At 71.8% G+C, this 14,600-nt stretch carries 11 protein-coding genes and 1 pseudogene; 7 read left to right on the forward strand and 5 right to left on the reverse strand.

Going from position 1 to position 14,600, the window contains the following annotated elements; translation table 11 throughout:
- Positions 1–99: 99 nt before the first annotated feature.
- Positions 100–1,119 carry a fibronectin type III domain-containing protein gene (locus tag DIZ27_RS33470; protein WP_109382170.1) on the forward strand — a complete coding sequence of 340 codons (1,020 nt, stop codon included), beginning with the start codon at positions 100–102 and terminating at the stop codon, positions 1,117–1,119.
- 164 nt (positions 1,120–1,283) lie between these two features.
- The gene (locus DIZ27_RS33475) at positions 1,284–1,820 is read left to right on the forward strand and encodes a hypothetical protein (protein ID WP_109382171.1); all 537 of its coding nucleotides are present in this window, start codon (positions 1,284–1,286) and stop codon (positions 1,818–1,820) included.
- 168 nt (positions 1,821–1,988) lie between these two features.
- On the opposite strand, the pseudogene DIZ27_RS33480 reads toward DIZ27_RS33475, so the two are convergent.
- From DIZ27_RS33480 to DIZ27_RS33490, 3 genes and pseudogenes are all read right to left on the reverse strand, one after another.
- Positions 1,989–2,537, reverse strand: a pseudogene (locus DIZ27_RS33480) (PadR family transcriptional regulator); the annotation flags it as partial.
- 31 nt (positions 2,538–2,568) lie between these two features.
- Entirely contained in the window at positions 2,569–4,584 is a 2,016-nt protein-coding gene (locus DIZ27_RS33485) for an NADPH-dependent 2,4-dienoyl-CoA reductase (protein WP_109382173.1), read from the reverse strand.
- A 149-nt stretch (positions 4,585–4,733) separates the two neighbouring features.
- Positions 4,734–5,105 carry a hypothetical protein gene (locus DIZ27_RS33490; protein ID WP_109382174.1) on the reverse strand — a complete coding sequence of 124 codons (372 nt, stop codon included), beginning with the start codon at positions 5,103–5,105 and terminating at the stop codon, positions 4,734–4,736.
- 247 nt (positions 5,106–5,352) lie between these two features.
- Here DIZ27_RS33490 and DIZ27_RS33495 point away from each other — a divergent pair, with 247 nt between their 5' ends.
- Positions 5,353–7,467, forward strand: a complete 2,115-nt coding sequence (locus DIZ27_RS33495; protein WP_109382175.1) for a SpoIIE family protein phosphatase — start codon at positions 5,353–5,355, stop codon at positions 7,465–7,467.
- On the opposite strand, the gene DIZ27_RS33500 is transcribed toward DIZ27_RS33495, so the two are convergent.
- Positions 7,457–8,356, reverse strand: coding sequence for a putative protein N(5)-glutamine methyltransferase (locus tag DIZ27_RS33500; RefSeq protein WP_109382176.1), 900 nt, complete (start codon positions 8,354–8,356; stop codon positions 7,457–7,459). The genes DIZ27_RS33495 and DIZ27_RS33500 overlap by 11 nt on opposite strands.
- Positions 8,357–8,745: 389 nt before the next feature.
- Between DIZ27_RS33500 and DIZ27_RS33505 the strand changes: the two genes are divergently transcribed.
- The 4 genes from DIZ27_RS33505 (at position 8,746) to DIZ27_RS33520 (ending at position 12,554) form a co-directional block, all read left to right on the forward strand.
- A complete protein-coding gene (locus DIZ27_RS33505; RefSeq protein WP_109382177.1) occupies positions 8,746–9,351 on the forward strand; it encodes a sulfite oxidase-like oxidoreductase in 606 nt (201 codons plus the stop codon).
- A 10-nt stretch (positions 9,352–9,361) separates the two neighbouring features.
- Positions 9,362–10,144: a ferredoxin reductase gene (locus DIZ27_RS33510; RefSeq protein WP_109382224.1), complete on the forward strand. Its 783-nt coding sequence runs from the start codon at positions 9,362–9,364 to the stop codon at positions 10,142–10,144.
- 190 nt (positions 10,145–10,334) lie between these two features.
- Positions 10,335–11,303 carry an acetylxylan esterase gene (locus tag DIZ27_RS33515; RefSeq protein WP_109382178.1) on the forward strand — a complete coding sequence of 323 codons (969 nt, stop codon included), beginning with the start codon at positions 10,335–10,337 and terminating at the stop codon, positions 11,301–11,303.
- Between the two features lie 183 nt (positions 11,304–11,486).
- On the forward strand, positions 11,487–12,554 hold the full coding sequence (locus DIZ27_RS33520; protein ID WP_109382179.1) for a nitrous oxide reductase family maturation protein NosD: 1,068 nt from the start codon (positions 11,487–11,489) through the stop codon (positions 12,552–12,554).
- Positions 12,555–12,756: 202 nt separating this feature from the next.
- Here the strand turns inward: DIZ27_RS33520 and DIZ27_RS33525 are convergent, their stop codons facing one another.
- Positions 12,757–14,448: a multicopper oxidase family protein gene (locus tag DIZ27_RS33525; RefSeq protein ID WP_109382180.1), complete on the reverse strand. Its 1,692-nt coding sequence runs from the start codon at positions 14,446–14,448 to the stop codon at positions 12,757–12,759.
- Between the last annotated feature and the right edge of the window lie 152 nt (positions 14,449–14,600).

Here is a 14,600-nt window from a genome sequence, read left to right on the forward strand (position 1 = left end):
ACAGGGACCCCGCCACACCCTCTTGATGTGACCGCGTCAGCCACGCCATATTGGTACGGACCATTTCACCGTTTCCTGTGCCCTTCGGGAGGCAGAGCCGTGCGAGGCGTTCCTGTTGCCGTGCCCCCGTGCCGACGTGACGCGCTGCGCGGGGTGCTCCGTGGCACGCTCTGCGGTGGGCTCCTGTTGATCGTCTCCTGCGGTGGGAACGGCAGTGGGAACGACGGTGAACGGCCGCCCGGGGCTCCGACGGGTGTCACGGCCGAGGCCGGCAGCGCCACCAGCGTGCATGTCATGTGGAACACCGTCACCGCCGCGGGCGCCGAGGTGAGCCGGTACGAGGTGTATCGGGGCGCCACAAAGGTCAAGGAAGTACCCGGTTCCGAACACATGGTGGATGTCACCAGGCTCCGGCCCGCCACCACGTACGCCTTCACCGTGCGGGCGCGGGACACGGACGGACGGCTCGGACCGCGCAGCCGGGAGGTCCGGGCGACGACACCCGCGGCCGCGGCGGCCGACCGGTCCGCGCCCAGCCGCCCCACGGACGTCCGCGGCACAGCGGCCGGCAGCCGGGCGGTGCAGCTGTCCTGGTCGGCCTCGACGGACGACCGGGGCGTGCTCTCGTACGAGGTGTACCAGGGAGAGACGAAGATCCACAGCGTCGGCGGGGGCCAGACCGCCACCGTGGTGACGGGGCTGCGGCCGGGCACCCGTTACACCTTCACCGTCCGGGCTCGGGACGCCGCCGACAATCTCTCCCCCGCCGGCGCCCCCGTCCGCCTCACCACCCCGGGCCGTGACGACGGCCGCGCCACGGCGCCCACCGGTTTCCGCGCCACGAGTCACCGCTCCGAGGGTGCTTACCACATCGACCTCAGCTGGGTGCCGCCGCGCGTGGACGGGGTGATCACCGAGTACGAGGTGCGGCTGGACGGCCGCGCGGCCACCTCACTCGTCTACGGAGGGGACGCGCCGCGCGACCGGGCGACGTACAGCTTCTACGCGGGCGAGGAGGCGGGGGTCACCCATCGGGTGCGGATCCGGGCCAAGCTGCCGGACGGGACCTGGGGCGGTTTCTCGGCGGAGCGCACGGTGACGACGGGCTCGCGCCGCTGAGCCCCTCTCCGTCCGGGCGACGGCAGTCGTCACCTGCCCGGCGGCGGCCGGAATGCGCCGCGGGGCGGGTGCGCATTGGCTGGGCCCGTGGCAGCACGGGCGTTCCCCGATCCTCGGCGGCGCAAGGGATGTACCGCCGGCCGTGCCGCCGGAAGGCAGTTCACATGCGCTATTCGAAGCCACTGCTCCGTTCCGGTCTGACCGTGGCAGCCGCCGCCGCGCTGCCCCTGACCCTGGCGGGCCCGGCCGCCTCGGGCCCCGGAATCTCCGTGAGCACCACCGGCTCGACGGTCTCCGTCACCACCACCGCGTGCGCCCAGCTCAACGGCAGCTGGGGCACCGCCTCGCTGCTCGACGGCAGCCAGTCGAACTTCTCCCAGGGCCGCCAGGTGGCGCTGTCCGGGACCGGCTCGGGACAGTCCGCCGCCTGGTCGGACGTCCGCTCGGGAACCCACACGGTGATCGTGATGTGCTCGAACGGGACCACCGCGGGCACGCAGTCCGTCGTCGTCGCCGATCCCGCTCCCCGCCCGGCGGTCTCCGACCCATCCCCGCCGACCCGCGGGGTGCTGGGCGGCGTCGGCGGCGGCTCCACGGACTACGGCACGGTGACACTGGTGGCCGGCGGCGCGCTGGTCGGCACCGGCCTCCTCGCCACGGTCTGGTACCTGCGGCGGCGCGGCAAGCCGAACCGCCTCTGAGACGGCGCCGGCCGCCATCACGTCCGACGCGCTCCGGTCGGGCGGCCGGCGTCACTTCCCTCCGGAGCCCGATCCGTCCGGTTCCGCACGCCCGGAGTCGGACGGATCCGTGGGGACGGAGCCCGGCGAGCCGGTCGGCTCGGCCCGCCCGGTCCGCTCGCTCCGCTCTGCCCGCTCGGTGTCCGGCAGCTCCGCGAACTCCGTCAGCGCGTGCTCGAGCCACCGGGTCCAGAAGGTCTCCAGGTCGATGCCGGCCCGCAGCACCAGATGTCGGAGCCGGTCCTCCCTGCCGTCCCTGCCGGGCGGGAAGTCGCGCTGCTCGATGTCCTTGTACTCCGCCAACTGCCTTTCATGCAGCTCCAGATGGCGCCGAAAATCGGCCTCGAGCCCCTCGGTGCCGACCACCGCCGCCGCCCTCAGCCGCAGCAACAGCGCGTCGCGGAGCGGTTTGGGGTCCTGCGAGGCGGAGGCCCAGCGGGCCAGTTCGGTGCGGCCCGCCGGCAGGACCTCGTAGGACTTCTTCTGCCCGCGGGCGGGCTGTTCGGCGGACAGTGCCCGGATCAGACCCTCGGCCTCCAGTTTCCCCAGCTCGCGGTAGATCTGCTGATGCGTCGCGGACCAGAAGTAGCCGATCGACTTGTCGAAGCGCCGGGTCAGCTCCAGCCCGGACGACGGTTTCTCGAGCAGGGCGGTGAGGATGGCGTGCGGGAGTGACATGGGATCGATCCTAGGGACGGGATCCGCCGCTCTACAGGGCCGCCGCCAGCTCCGTACCCTGCTTGATGGCGCGTTTGGCGTCCAGTTCGGCGGCCAGGTCGGCACCGCCGATCAGGTGGACGGCGTGCCCGGCGGCGACCAGTTCCTCGTACAGGTCGCGGCGCGGTTCCTGGCCGGTGCACAGGACGATCGTGTCCACCTCCAGAATGGTGCTCTCGCCGTCGACGGTGACATGCAGACCGGCGTCGTCGATGCGGTCGTAGCGCACCCCGGGGACCATGGTGACGCCGCGGTGGCGGAGTTCGGTGCGGTGGATCCAGCCGGTGGTCTTGCCGAGTCCCGCGCCGACCTTGGACGTCTTGCGCTGGAGCAGGTGGACGGTGCGCGGCGGGGCGGGCCACTGGGGTGCGGTGAGACCGCCGGGCGTGCGGTGGTCCATGTCGACGCCCCACTGACGGAAGTACGTCTCGGGGTGCTCGTGCGCCTTGTCGCCGCCGTCGGTGAGGAACTCGGCGACGTCGAAGCCGATGCCGCCCGCGCCGAGGATCGCGACCCGGTCGCCGACGGGGGCGCCGTCGCGCAGCACGTCGAGGTAGCCGAGCACGCTCGGGTGGTCGATGCCGGGGAGGTCGGGCACGCGCGGGCTGACGCCGGTGGCGACGACGACCTCGTCGTGGCCGGCGACGTCGTCGGCCGTGACCAGGGTGTCCAGGCGTACGTCCACGGCCAGTTCGGCGAGCCGGGTACGGAAGTAGCGCAGGGTCTCGTCGAACTCCTGCTTGCCGGGGACCTTCCGCGCGACGTTGAGCTGGCCGCCGATCTCGTTCGCGGCGTCGAACAGGGTGACGTCGTGGCCGCGTTCGGCGGCGCTGACGGCGCAGGCGAGTCCGGCCGGACCGGCGCCGACGACCGCGACGCGCTTGCGGTGCCTGGTCGGTGACAGCACCAGTTCGGTCTCGTGGCAGGCACGCGGATTGACCAGGCAGGAGGTGATCTGTCCGCTGAAGGTGTGATCCAGGCAGGCCTGGTTGCAGCCGATACAGGTGTTGATCGCCTCGGACCGGCCGTCCGCGGCCTTGGCGACGAAATCGGGGTCGGCGAGCATCGGGCGGGCCATCGACACCATGTCGGCGTGTCCCTCGGCGAGCAGTTCCTCGGCGAGTTCGGGGGTGTTGATGCGGTTGGTGGTGACGAGGGGGACCGAGACCTCTCCCATGAGCCGCTTCGTCACCCAGGTGTACGCACCGCGGGGTACCGAGGTGGCGATGGTGGGGATGCGGGCCTCGTGCCAGCCGATGCCGGTGTTGATGATCGTGGCGCCGGCCGCCTCGACGGCGCGGGCCAGTTCGATCACCTCGTCCAGGGTCGAGCCGCCGGGGACGAGGTCCAGCATGGAGAGCCGGTAGATGAGGATGAAGTCCTCACCGACCGCCTCGCGCACCCGGCGGACGATCTCGAGGGGGAAGCGCGTCCGGTTCTCGTACGAGCCGCCCCAGCGGTCCGTGCGCCGGTTGGTCTGCTCGACGATGAACTCGTTGATCAGATAACCCTCGGAGCCCATGATCTCGACGCCGTCGTAGCCGGCCTGCCGGGCGAGGCGGGCGGCGCGGACGTAGTCGTCGACGGTGCGCTCGACCTCGGCGTCGGTGAGTTCGCGGGGTGCGAAGGGGCTGATCGGCGCCTGGAGCGGGCTGGGGGCGACCAGGTCCTGGTGGTAGGCGTACCGGCCGAAGTGCAGGATCTGCAGGGCGATCCGCCCGCCCTCGCGGTGCACGGCCTCGGTGACGGTCCGGTGCTGCTCGGCCTCCGCGTCGGTGGTGAGCTTCGCGCCGCCCTCGAAGGCCCGCCCCTCGTCATTGGGTGCGATGCCACCGGTGACGATGAGGCCCACGCCGCCGCGGGCACGGGCGGCGTAGAACTCGGCCATGCGCGCGAAGCCGCCCTCGGCCTCCTCGAGGCCTATGTGCATGGACCCCATGAGGACGCGGTTGGGCAGGGTCGTGAAGCCCAGGTCGAGGGGGGTCAGCAGGTGCGGGTATCGGCTCATCGGGCCCTCCGTGCGCGGTGTGGTGCCTCTGTTGTAGAGGACGCGCACCTGTTTGTGCAACTAGTTGCACAAACATGACGGAGGGCGCGGTGAGCCGGCGGCGCAAGGACCGTCGGGGGTGTCCGTGTGCGCCACCGCGCCCCGGCGGGTCACCGGCTTTCGAGGCGGATGTGCAGCTCCTCCTCCTGGTCGCCCGATACCGTGCTCAGATCGTGCACCGTGAACAGGGAGTCGAGGGTGGTGCGGAACCGGTCGACGGCCCAGTAGCCGCCGTGCACGTCGGCGTCGACCGACGACGACAGCCGGGCCGGGCGGGCGCCGCCCTCCTGCGGGGCGGCTACGTCGAACGTGCCGAGCCACACCATCGGGCGGGTCTCGTGGAACTTCTCCGGTACGTCGTCGGAGCACCGGTCGGACGTGTAGCACGCGCACAGCGTGTCGAAGACGATCCGCGCGTCATGCTTGTCGCACCCGCTGATCTCGACCGAGACGGATTCCGGGTGCGCTCGTTCACTGCCCATCGTGATCGCTCCTCTCGTCGCCACACCGGCTTCCCCGCCCCTCCCCAGGGAAACACCGCCCGCGCGGGAGCACTACCCGCGCACCACCGGCGTGCCCGGGGGGGGACCGCGGGGCACCCGCCGGATGAGAGGAAGGAGGTGGCAGCAGACGGTCGGAGCGGCGGAAAATCCCCCCCACGCGCGGTAGAACAAGGGATGGCGGCACCGCGACGGCGTGCCGTGAGAATCGGCGAAGGCGGGGCGTGCGATGAGTTCAGCCGAGTCACCCCTGGTCGAGGGCGGCGGGGCGGCACCGGGGCCGGTCCGTCCCAGCGGGCTGCTCGACGTGCTGCGTGTGGCCTCGGTGGTGCTGGACCCCGAGGGGCGGATCGTCCTGTGGAGCCCCCAGGCCGAGGAACTGTTCGGCTACAGCACCGAGGAGGCGCTGGGCCGGTACGCCGCGCGGATCATGGTGGACGAGCGGTATCTGGACCTGGTGGTCGAGTTGTTCTCCGACGTCATGCGCACCGGGCAGAGCTGGGCCGGGGCCTTCCCCATCCGGCGCAAGGACGGCGGCACCCGGATGGTGGAGTTCCGCAACATGCGGCTGACGGACGACCGCGGCGCCGTCTACGCCCTCGGCCTCGCGGTCGACCAGTCGACCGTGCGCCGGATGGAGCGGGACGTGGCGCTGTCCACCCGGATCGTCGCCCAGTCCCCGATCGGGCTGGCCGTACTGGACACCGGCCTGCGATACGTCTCGGTCAACCCGGCGCTGGAACAGATCAACGGCATGCCGGCCGACGACCATCTGGGCCGCACGGTCCGCGAGGTGCTGCCGCGGCTGGACGCCGACGCCGTCGAGGCCGCGGCGCTCCGGGTCCTGGACACCGGGAAACCGGTCGTCGACCAGTCCATGATCGGCCGGACCCCGGCCGATCCCGAGGTGGACCACGCCTGGTCGGTCTCGCTCTACCGGCTGGAGAACGCGCTCGGCTCGGTGCTGGGCGTGGCCGTGTCCGTGGTGGACATCACCGAGCAGTACCGGGCGGCCGTGGAGGCCGAGACGGCCCGGCGCCGGCTGGCCGTCGTCGCCGATGCCTCGGTGCGGATCGGCACCACCCTGGACCTGGAGCGTACGGCCCGTGAGCTGGCCGACGTGGCCGTGCCGGAACTGGCCGACGTGGCGGCCGTGGACCTGCTGGACGCGGTGGTCCGGGGCCACCGCAGCACCCTCGCCCCGGCCGAACCGGCGATGATCCGGGCGCTGGCGGTCCGGGGCGCGGGCGCGGGCGCGGACGACGCCCTGCGGGCGGCCGATCCGCCGGGCCAGGTGGCCCGGTACGGCCCGGACCGGCTGGTCACCGAGTGCGTACGCACCGGCCTGCCCGTGATGCTGCCGCAGGTGAAGGAGGAACACCTCACCCGCATCGCCCGCTCCGCCCAGGCGACCGAACTGCTGAGCCGGGCGGGTGTGCACTCGTATCTGGCAGTGCCGCTCATCGCGCGCGGCGAGGTGCTGGGCGCGCTCGACCTCAAGCGCACCGGCAATCCACGGCCGTTCGACGAGGACGATCTGCTGCTGGCCCGGGAACTGGCCGCCCGCGCGGCAGTGCAGATCGACAACGCCCGCTGGTACCAGAGCGCCCGCGACGCCGCGCTCACCCTGCAGCGCAGTCTGCTGCCCAGCCATCCGCCCGTCACGGGCGGTCTCGAGGTCGCCTCCCGCTACCAGCCCGCGGGCAGCACCAGCGAGGTGGGCGGTGACTGGTTCGACGTGATCCCGCTGGGCGGCGGCAGGACGGCCCTCGTGGTGGGAGACGTCATGGGCAGCGGCATCCCGGCGGCGGCCACCATGGGACGGCTGCGCACGGCGACGAACACGCTGGCCTCGCTCGGCCTCGATCCGGCGGTGCTCCTGGAGCACCTCGACCGGATCGTCGGCGGTCTGGAGGATGCCATCGCCACCTGTGTCTACGCCGTCCACGACCCCCGTGAGCACCAGTGCCTGATCGCCAACGCGGGACATCTGCCGCCGGTACGGGTACGGGCCGGCGGCACCCCGGAACTGCTCGATCTGCCCACCGGGGTGCCGCTGGGCGTGGGCGGCGTCAAGTTCTCCACGACCGTCGTCGGGATCGAGCCGGGCGATCGGCTGGTGCTCTACACCGACGGCCTCGTCGAGACCCGCCGACACCCGCTGGACCAACGTCTCGACCGCCTGCTCACGCTGCTGCACGGCCCCGACCGCTCCCTCGAGGACATGTGCGACCTGCTGCTGCGCACGCTGCACGAGCCCGACAACTTCGACGACGTGGCCCTGCTCATCGCCCGCGCGACGACTCCCGGTGGTACGGAACGCGCGGGCCGTCCTACGGTCTGACGCCGATCACGACATGGGCGTGCTCCTCCTCGGATGCGGCCCGGCGGGCCCGCAGTCCGGCACCGGTGAGGACGGCGGCGGCCGCGGGAGCCTGCCGGCGGCTCGTCTCGACCAGGAGGCACCCGCCGGGCGCCAGCCAGTCGAGGGCCCCGGCGGCCACCCGGCGCAGCACGTCGAGCCCGTCCGTGCCGCCGTCGAGTGCGACGCGCGGCTCGTGGTCGCGGGCCTCCGGCGGGAGCAGACCGATCTCGCCGCTGGGCACGTACGGCACATTGGCCGCGAGGATGTCGATCCGGCCGCGCAACGCTGCGGGCAGCGCCTCGAACAGGTCTCCGACGTGCACCTGGCCGCCGGCGTCCGCGACATTGCGGCGGGCACAGCGCACGGCGACCGGGTCGATGTCGGCGGCGTGCAGTTCGACCGCGCCGAGCCCGTCGGCCAGCGCCGCGCCGACGGCGCCCGAACCGCAGCACAGGTCCACGACGACGGCCGCGTCGGGTGCCTGGGCGAGCGCCTGCGTCACGAGGAACTCGGTACGGCGCCGGGGTACGAAGACACCGGGGGTCACGGCGATCCGTCGGTCCCTGAACTCGGCCCAGCCGACGACGAGTTCGAGCGGAAGCCCGCGCACCCTGCGCTCGACCATCGCGGTCGCCTCGTCCGGGGTGTGCGCGGCGGTGAGGATCAGCTCGGCCTCGTCCTCGGCGAAGACACAGCCCGCGGCGCGCAGCGTGGCGACGACGGAGTCCCGGTCGGCGGGCGCGGAAGGCGGGGCGGGTGGCGGCCCGGCGGGCTGCGGCCGGGCGGGCTGCGGCCGGGCGGGCTGCGGCCGGGCGGGAGAGAACCGGGGGGAGGACTGCGGGGCGGGCGAGGGAGACGGGGACGGCATGGCGGCAAGAGCCTTTCGGGAGCCGAAGGGTGCTCCCGCGGTCACCTACTGCGGGTGATCCGCGTCGCTTCGAGGTGAGAGCACCCGACCTGACACAGCGGTAATGGGTCTCACCTCCCTGAGCCGTCGACGGCTGGGACCGTCCGCAGCCGAGCCGCCACATTACCCGACGGGGCTGCCGGTCGTCCGGCGTTTTCCGTACGGCGCGGTGCACACGGCGCGGCGAGACCGAGGCCGGTGGGGCGGCCGGGGACGCCGGCGGTACGGCCGGGGGCCGGCAAGAGAGATCGGTGTGCGGGTGTTCTCCGGCACCCCGTACGGTTGAAGCCGGAGAACATCGGAAACACCAGAACCATCTGAGCACCACTCGCAACGGAATCGCCGATCACGTGAACATCACCCGCGGCTTCACCGGCCGCCCCCGCACGGACCATCCCGGCCTGCCGCCCGGCCAGTACGACGCGGGCGACGAATGGCCCGTGCTGTCCGCCGAGGTCACCCCCGACCTCGCGCCCGCCGACTGGACGTTCCGGATCGACGGGCTGGTGGCCGAGCCCCGTACGTGGGACTGGGAGCAGGCGCACGCCCTGCCGGCCTCGGCGTACGAGGGCGCGATCCACTGCGTGACGGGCTGGTCGAAGTTCGGGGTGCGGTTCGGCGGCGTCTCCCTGGACACCTTCATGGATCTCGTCCGGCCCGACGGGTCCGCCACCCATGCCGTCGCCTACTCGCACACCGGCTACACGGCGAACCTGCCGCTCGCCGACCTGACCGGCGGGCGGGCCTGGATCGTCCGGGAGTACGACGGTCGGCCGATCCCGCCCGAGCACGGCGGCCCGGCCCGGCTGATCGTGCCGCACCTGTACTTCTGGAAGAGCGTCAAGTGGATCGCGGGCCTGCGGATCCTCGACCACGACGAGCCGGGTTTCTGGGAGGGCAACGGCTACCACGCGCGCGGCAATCCCTGGGAGGAGCAGCGGTACTCCGGTGACTGAGCGGCTGACACTGCCACGAGGGCCGAACGATCCGGCTCCGCCCGCCCGGTTCACCCCGCCGACACGGTTCGCCGTACCCGGGCGCATCGGCGTGAGCGAGCAGACGGCCTCGGTGTGGCGGACGGCGACACTGACCGGGATCCGCCGCGAGACCCCACGCGCCGCGACTTTCCGCTTCGCCGTGCCCGGCTGGCCGGGACACGTGCCGGGTCAGCACCTGCTGCTGCGGCTGACCGCCGAGGACGGCTATGTGGCTCAGCGCCACTACTCGATCGCGTCCGCACCGGACGGCTCCGGCCACATCGAGCTGACCCTGGACCATGTGGCGGGCGGCGAGGTCTCGGGCTGGTTCCACTCGGTGGCCCGGCCCGGCGACCGGGTCGAGGTGCGCGGCCCGCTGAGCGGCTTCTTCGCCTGGCCGGGCGACCGGCCCGCGCTGCTGCTGGGAGCCGGCTCGGGTGTGGTCCCGCTGATGTCGATGGTGCGGCACCACAGGGCCCGGGGCCTGTCACTGCCCCTGCGGCTGCTGGTGTCGGCGCGCAGCCCCGAGGAGCTGATCTACCGGGGTGAGTTCGGCGCGGAGACCCTGCCCGTGTTCACCCGGAGCGCGCCGGAGGGCGTGGCCGTGGGACGTATGACGGCCGCACATGTGGCGCCGCTCCTGGCCGACGCTCCCGAGGGCGGGTGGGAAGCCTATGTGTGCGGTTCCAACTCCTTTGCCGAGCACGCCTCCAGGCTGCTTGTCGCGGCCGGCCAGCCCGTGGACCGGATCCGTATCGAGCGCTTCGGCTGACCCACGCCCCGCCGGGGCCGCCGCAGGACGGCGGCCTCGGCGGGCACAAGCGCTTTCCGCGCTCTTTACCTGTGTGCCTCTGTTCCCGCGTCGGGCGCGGACGGAGTCACGCACGTGCTCTGGCGACTGTTCCCGTGGCCCACGTACGGTGTGATCGCTTCGTACTGTCTCCGTACAAAGGCGGTCCCTCATGGCCCTGTTCGACCTACCGCTCGACGAACTGCGCGAGTACCGGAGCGCGTCCACGGCCCCGGAGGACTTCGACGCGTTCTGGTCCAAGACGCTCGCGGAGGCACGCGAGCACGACCTGGACGTCCGCTTCGAGCCGGTCGACACGGGCCTGTCCACGGTGCGGGTCCTCGATGTGACGTTCGCCGGCTTCGGGGGCCACCCGGTCAAGGGCTGGCTGACGCTGCCCGCCGGGGCCGAGGAACCGCTGCCGCTGGTCGTGCAGTTCATCGGCTACGGCGGGGGCCGCGGTCTGCCCCACGAGCATCTGCTGTGGGCGTCCACGGGCCGGGCGCACTTCGTGATGGACACCCGCGGCCAGGGCAGCGCCTGGGGCGCCGGCGGTGGTACGGCGGACCCGGTGGGCGGCGCGCCGGCGTACCCCGGGTTCATGACGCGCGGCATCGACGCGCCCGAGAACTACTACTACCGCCGGGTGTTCACGGACGCGGTGCGCGCGGTGGAGGCGGCCCGTGCGCATCCGCTGGCCGATGCGGCCCGCACCGCGGCCGTCGGCTCGAGTCAGGGCGGCGGAGTCGCCCTCGCGGTGGGCGGCCTGGTCCCGAACCTGGCGGCCGTCGCCCCGGACGTTCCGTTCCTGTGCGACTTCCCGCGTGCCGCGACGCTCACCGACCGGCATCCGTACCGGGAGATCGGTCTCTTCCTCAGGACGCACCGGGGCCGCACCGAGGACGCCCTGCGCACCCTGTCCTACTTCGACGGCGTGCACTTCGCCGCCCGCGGCCGTGCCCCGGCGCTGTTCTCGGCGGCCCTCGAGGACCAGACCTGCCCGCCCTCGACGGTCTTCGCGGCCTTCAACGCCTGGACGCACGACGACAAGTCCATCGAGGTGTACGACTTCAACGACCACGAGGGCGGCGGCCCCTTCCAGGAGGCGGCCAAGCTCCGCTGGATGCGCTCGTACGTCTGACCTCGCAAAAGCGCGGGGCCGGTGCTCCGTTCGATCACGACCCCTGCCCCTGTCCACGCCGTGCCCCCGTTCCGGCCGGGCAGTCGGCGGCGGAGCCGGGGAACAGGTCCGATCGGCTCCTTTCTGTATCCATATGGTCGCCAAGAGTGGCGGCGCTGCGAGGGCGCCCATAACGTCTGGATCATGAGGAAATACCAAGTCACATGCCTTAGTTGCGCCATCGCGCCCCTCGTCGTCGGCATGGGCGCCCTCGCGCCGGCCGCCTCCGCCCGCAACGGATCCGAGCAAGTGGTCCGTCCGGACCAGTCCATCCAGGAGGCCGTTGACGCGGCCGCCCCCGGAGCCACCATCGTCCTGACGCGGGGCACCTACCGCGGAAGCGTCACGCTCACCAAGCCGCTGACCCTCCGGGGCGCGGGCGAGCAGACCGTGATCGTGCCCGGAAAGGACGAGGAGGCAGAAAGCGCGTGCGCCAAGGCGGGCGACGGCATCTGTGTCACCGGCACGGACGACCACCCCGTCACCGGGGCACGGATCCAGTCACTGACAGTCAAAGGGTTCAAGAGGAACGGTGTCTCGGCCACGCGCACCGACCAGCTGGAGGTCCGCCGGGTGACCGCCCGGGACAACGGTCAGTGGGGCATCGCGCAGGATCGTTCCACCCGCGCCTCGTTCCGCTACAACACGGCGAGCGGCAACGGCGACGCCGGGCTCTACACCGCCAACGTGTTCGAGGCCGACGCGGAGAGCAAGACCCTCGACTCCCGTGGCACGGTGATCAGCGGCAACCGCCTGACGGGCAACCGGATCGGCATGACCACCCGTCGGCTCAGGAACCTCACCGTCGAGCACAACGTCGTCACCGGGAACTGCGCGGGTGTCTTCGTCGTGCTGCCGCGCACAGTGGGCGACCTGGCCGTCCGCCGCAACGCGGTCTACGAGAACAACGAGTACTGCCCCGCCTCCGCGCGCCTGCCCCACCTCCAGGGGGTCGGCATCGTCCTCGTCGGTACGGAGAAGGTGCTGGTGACGCAGAACTCGGTCCACGACAACGTGGGTGACTCCCCGTACTCCGGCGGGATCGTCGTGTTCGGCAGCATGGACGGCGTCTCCAACGAGCAGAACACCGTCCGCGACAACCTCGTACTGGACAACGGCCCGGCGGACCTGGTCACCCGCGACGAGAAGGGGAAGGACAACAAGTTCGTCAACAACGTCTGCCGGACCTCCGAACCGGCCGGCGCCTGCTGACCGGTTGGTCGGCTTCTCCCGCCCAGCGGGGAACCCCACGCCGAGCGGACGTGACGGCATGCGTGTGGCACGGCGCCCGGAACGGCGAAAGGGCCGGCTCGGAGGAGAAACCCCTCCTCCGAGCCGGCCCTTTCGCCGTCGGCAGGTTCCGCCACGGGCTTCGCCCGTTGACGCGGCTTCCCTCGACGGGGCAGCCGCGCGGCTACCGGTAGCCGAGCGTCGTCATCATTCCGGACTCCGAGTGGTAGATGTTGTGGCAGTGCAGCATCCACAACCCTGGATTTTCCGCGTCGAAATCGGCTACCAGCTTGTGGTGCGGCAGCACCACGGCCGTGTCCTTGCGGGCGCCGGGGGAGTCGGTGTCAGCCAGGCCGTAGGTGTGGCCGTGCAGATGGACGGGATGCCACATGTCCGTGCCGTTGAAGACGACCAACCGCACCCGCTCACCACGTTCGATCTTGTGAATGCGGTCCGGTGAATAGGGCCGGTGGTCGATGCCCCAGTCGAATTTCTTCATACTGCCGGTCAAGATGAGTTTGATCTGACGGTCGGGTTCGCGCCGGTCCAGGGCCACGGATTCGTGCGGCTGCAGCCGCCCGGCCGAAACCAGCACGTTCCGGTTCAACTCCCGCGGACGCGCGGACGGCTTCGGCGCAGCGCCGCTGCCCGCGCGCAGGACGGCCATCGCCGACCCGCCTTTCCCCTCGGCGAGCGCGGTGAACGGGAAGACCCCGCTCTTCACGGTGACGAGCACGTCGTACCGCTCGGCCATGCCCAGGAGCAGCGAGTCGACCTTGTGGTGCTGTACGGGAAAGCCGTCGCTGTGGGTGACGGTGAGCTGGTGGTCCCCGAGCGCCACCCGGAACGCCGTCTCAGCGGCCGCGTTGATGATGCGCAGCCGGATGCGTTCGCCGGGCTTGGCCTTGAACTGCGTGGGGTCGACCGAAGTCCGCCCGTTGATCAGGTAGTACGGGTGGTCGACGTTGCCCGCGTGACCGCCGAGCAGCCTGCTGACGGCTCTCTTCATCACCCGGTAGGTGCCCTTACCGCCGTGCGGTGGCTCCGAAGGGTCGTCGTCCCCGTGCCCCGGCGCATAGGCCAGGGGCGGCCCGTGCCCGACGTCGATCCCTCCCCGGGGGCGGGCAGGCGGGGCGTCACTTTCTTGCTCGCCGTGCCCCGGGCCGTGCCCCATTGCGGGTTTGCCCTTGCGGAGCTGCGCGAACACCTCCTCCGGGGTCGAGCCGTTCACCCCGTCGAGCCAGTCGTCGAGCAGGATGACCCACTCCCGGTCGTAGGAGAGGGGCTCATGGGGGTCGTCCACGATCAGTGGCGCGTAGAGGCCCCTGTCGATTTGCAGGCCCAGGTGCGGGTGGAGCCAGTATGTGCCGGGGTCCGGAACCTGGAACCGGTACGTGAACGATTTGCCCGTGGCGATCGGCCGCTGCGTCACGTGCGGCACGCCGTCCATGTCGTTGGGCACGGCGATGCCGTGCCAGTGGACCGTGGTGGCTTCCGGCAGATGGTTGTTCAGGGTCAGCTTGAGCGTTTCCCCTGCGGTGATACGGACCTCGCGGCCTGGCAGCTCGTCACTGTACGTCCACGTCCTGACGGTCTGCCCGCCCCCCAGGTCGACCGTGCTGGGAGTGGCCGTGAGGGTCAGCCCCCGTGTCGGCCGTTCGGAGCTCGGAGTCTCTGCGGGCGGTGCCTGCGTGCCGTCCCGCGGAGGGGCGGAACGCGCGGGCTCGGCGCCCGGAGCACCATCGATGTGGTTGCGGCCCGGTGCGCCGTCCGAACAGGCGGCGAGCAGGCCGGATCCCACGGCGGCGATCCCGGCACCGAGTACGGCGCGGCGGGGTTGAGAAGAAGTCTGACGGTTACGTTCCTGACTGAACATGGCCCTCCGGTCGGTCGCACACGCACCCACCCCTGCCCAGAAGGGCCTCGAGTGGGGGTGGACACAGCACGACCCAGCATGGGGCACAACGCCCGAAACATCCGGTACATCACGAATCGCCGACGATGTCGATCTGAGGTTGTCCCGCCGCG

Source organism: Streptomyces sp. NWU339 (genome assembly GCF_003143855.1).
Classification (GTDB): domain Bacteria; phylum Actinomycetota; class Actinomycetes; order Streptomycetales; family Streptomycetaceae; genus Streptomyces.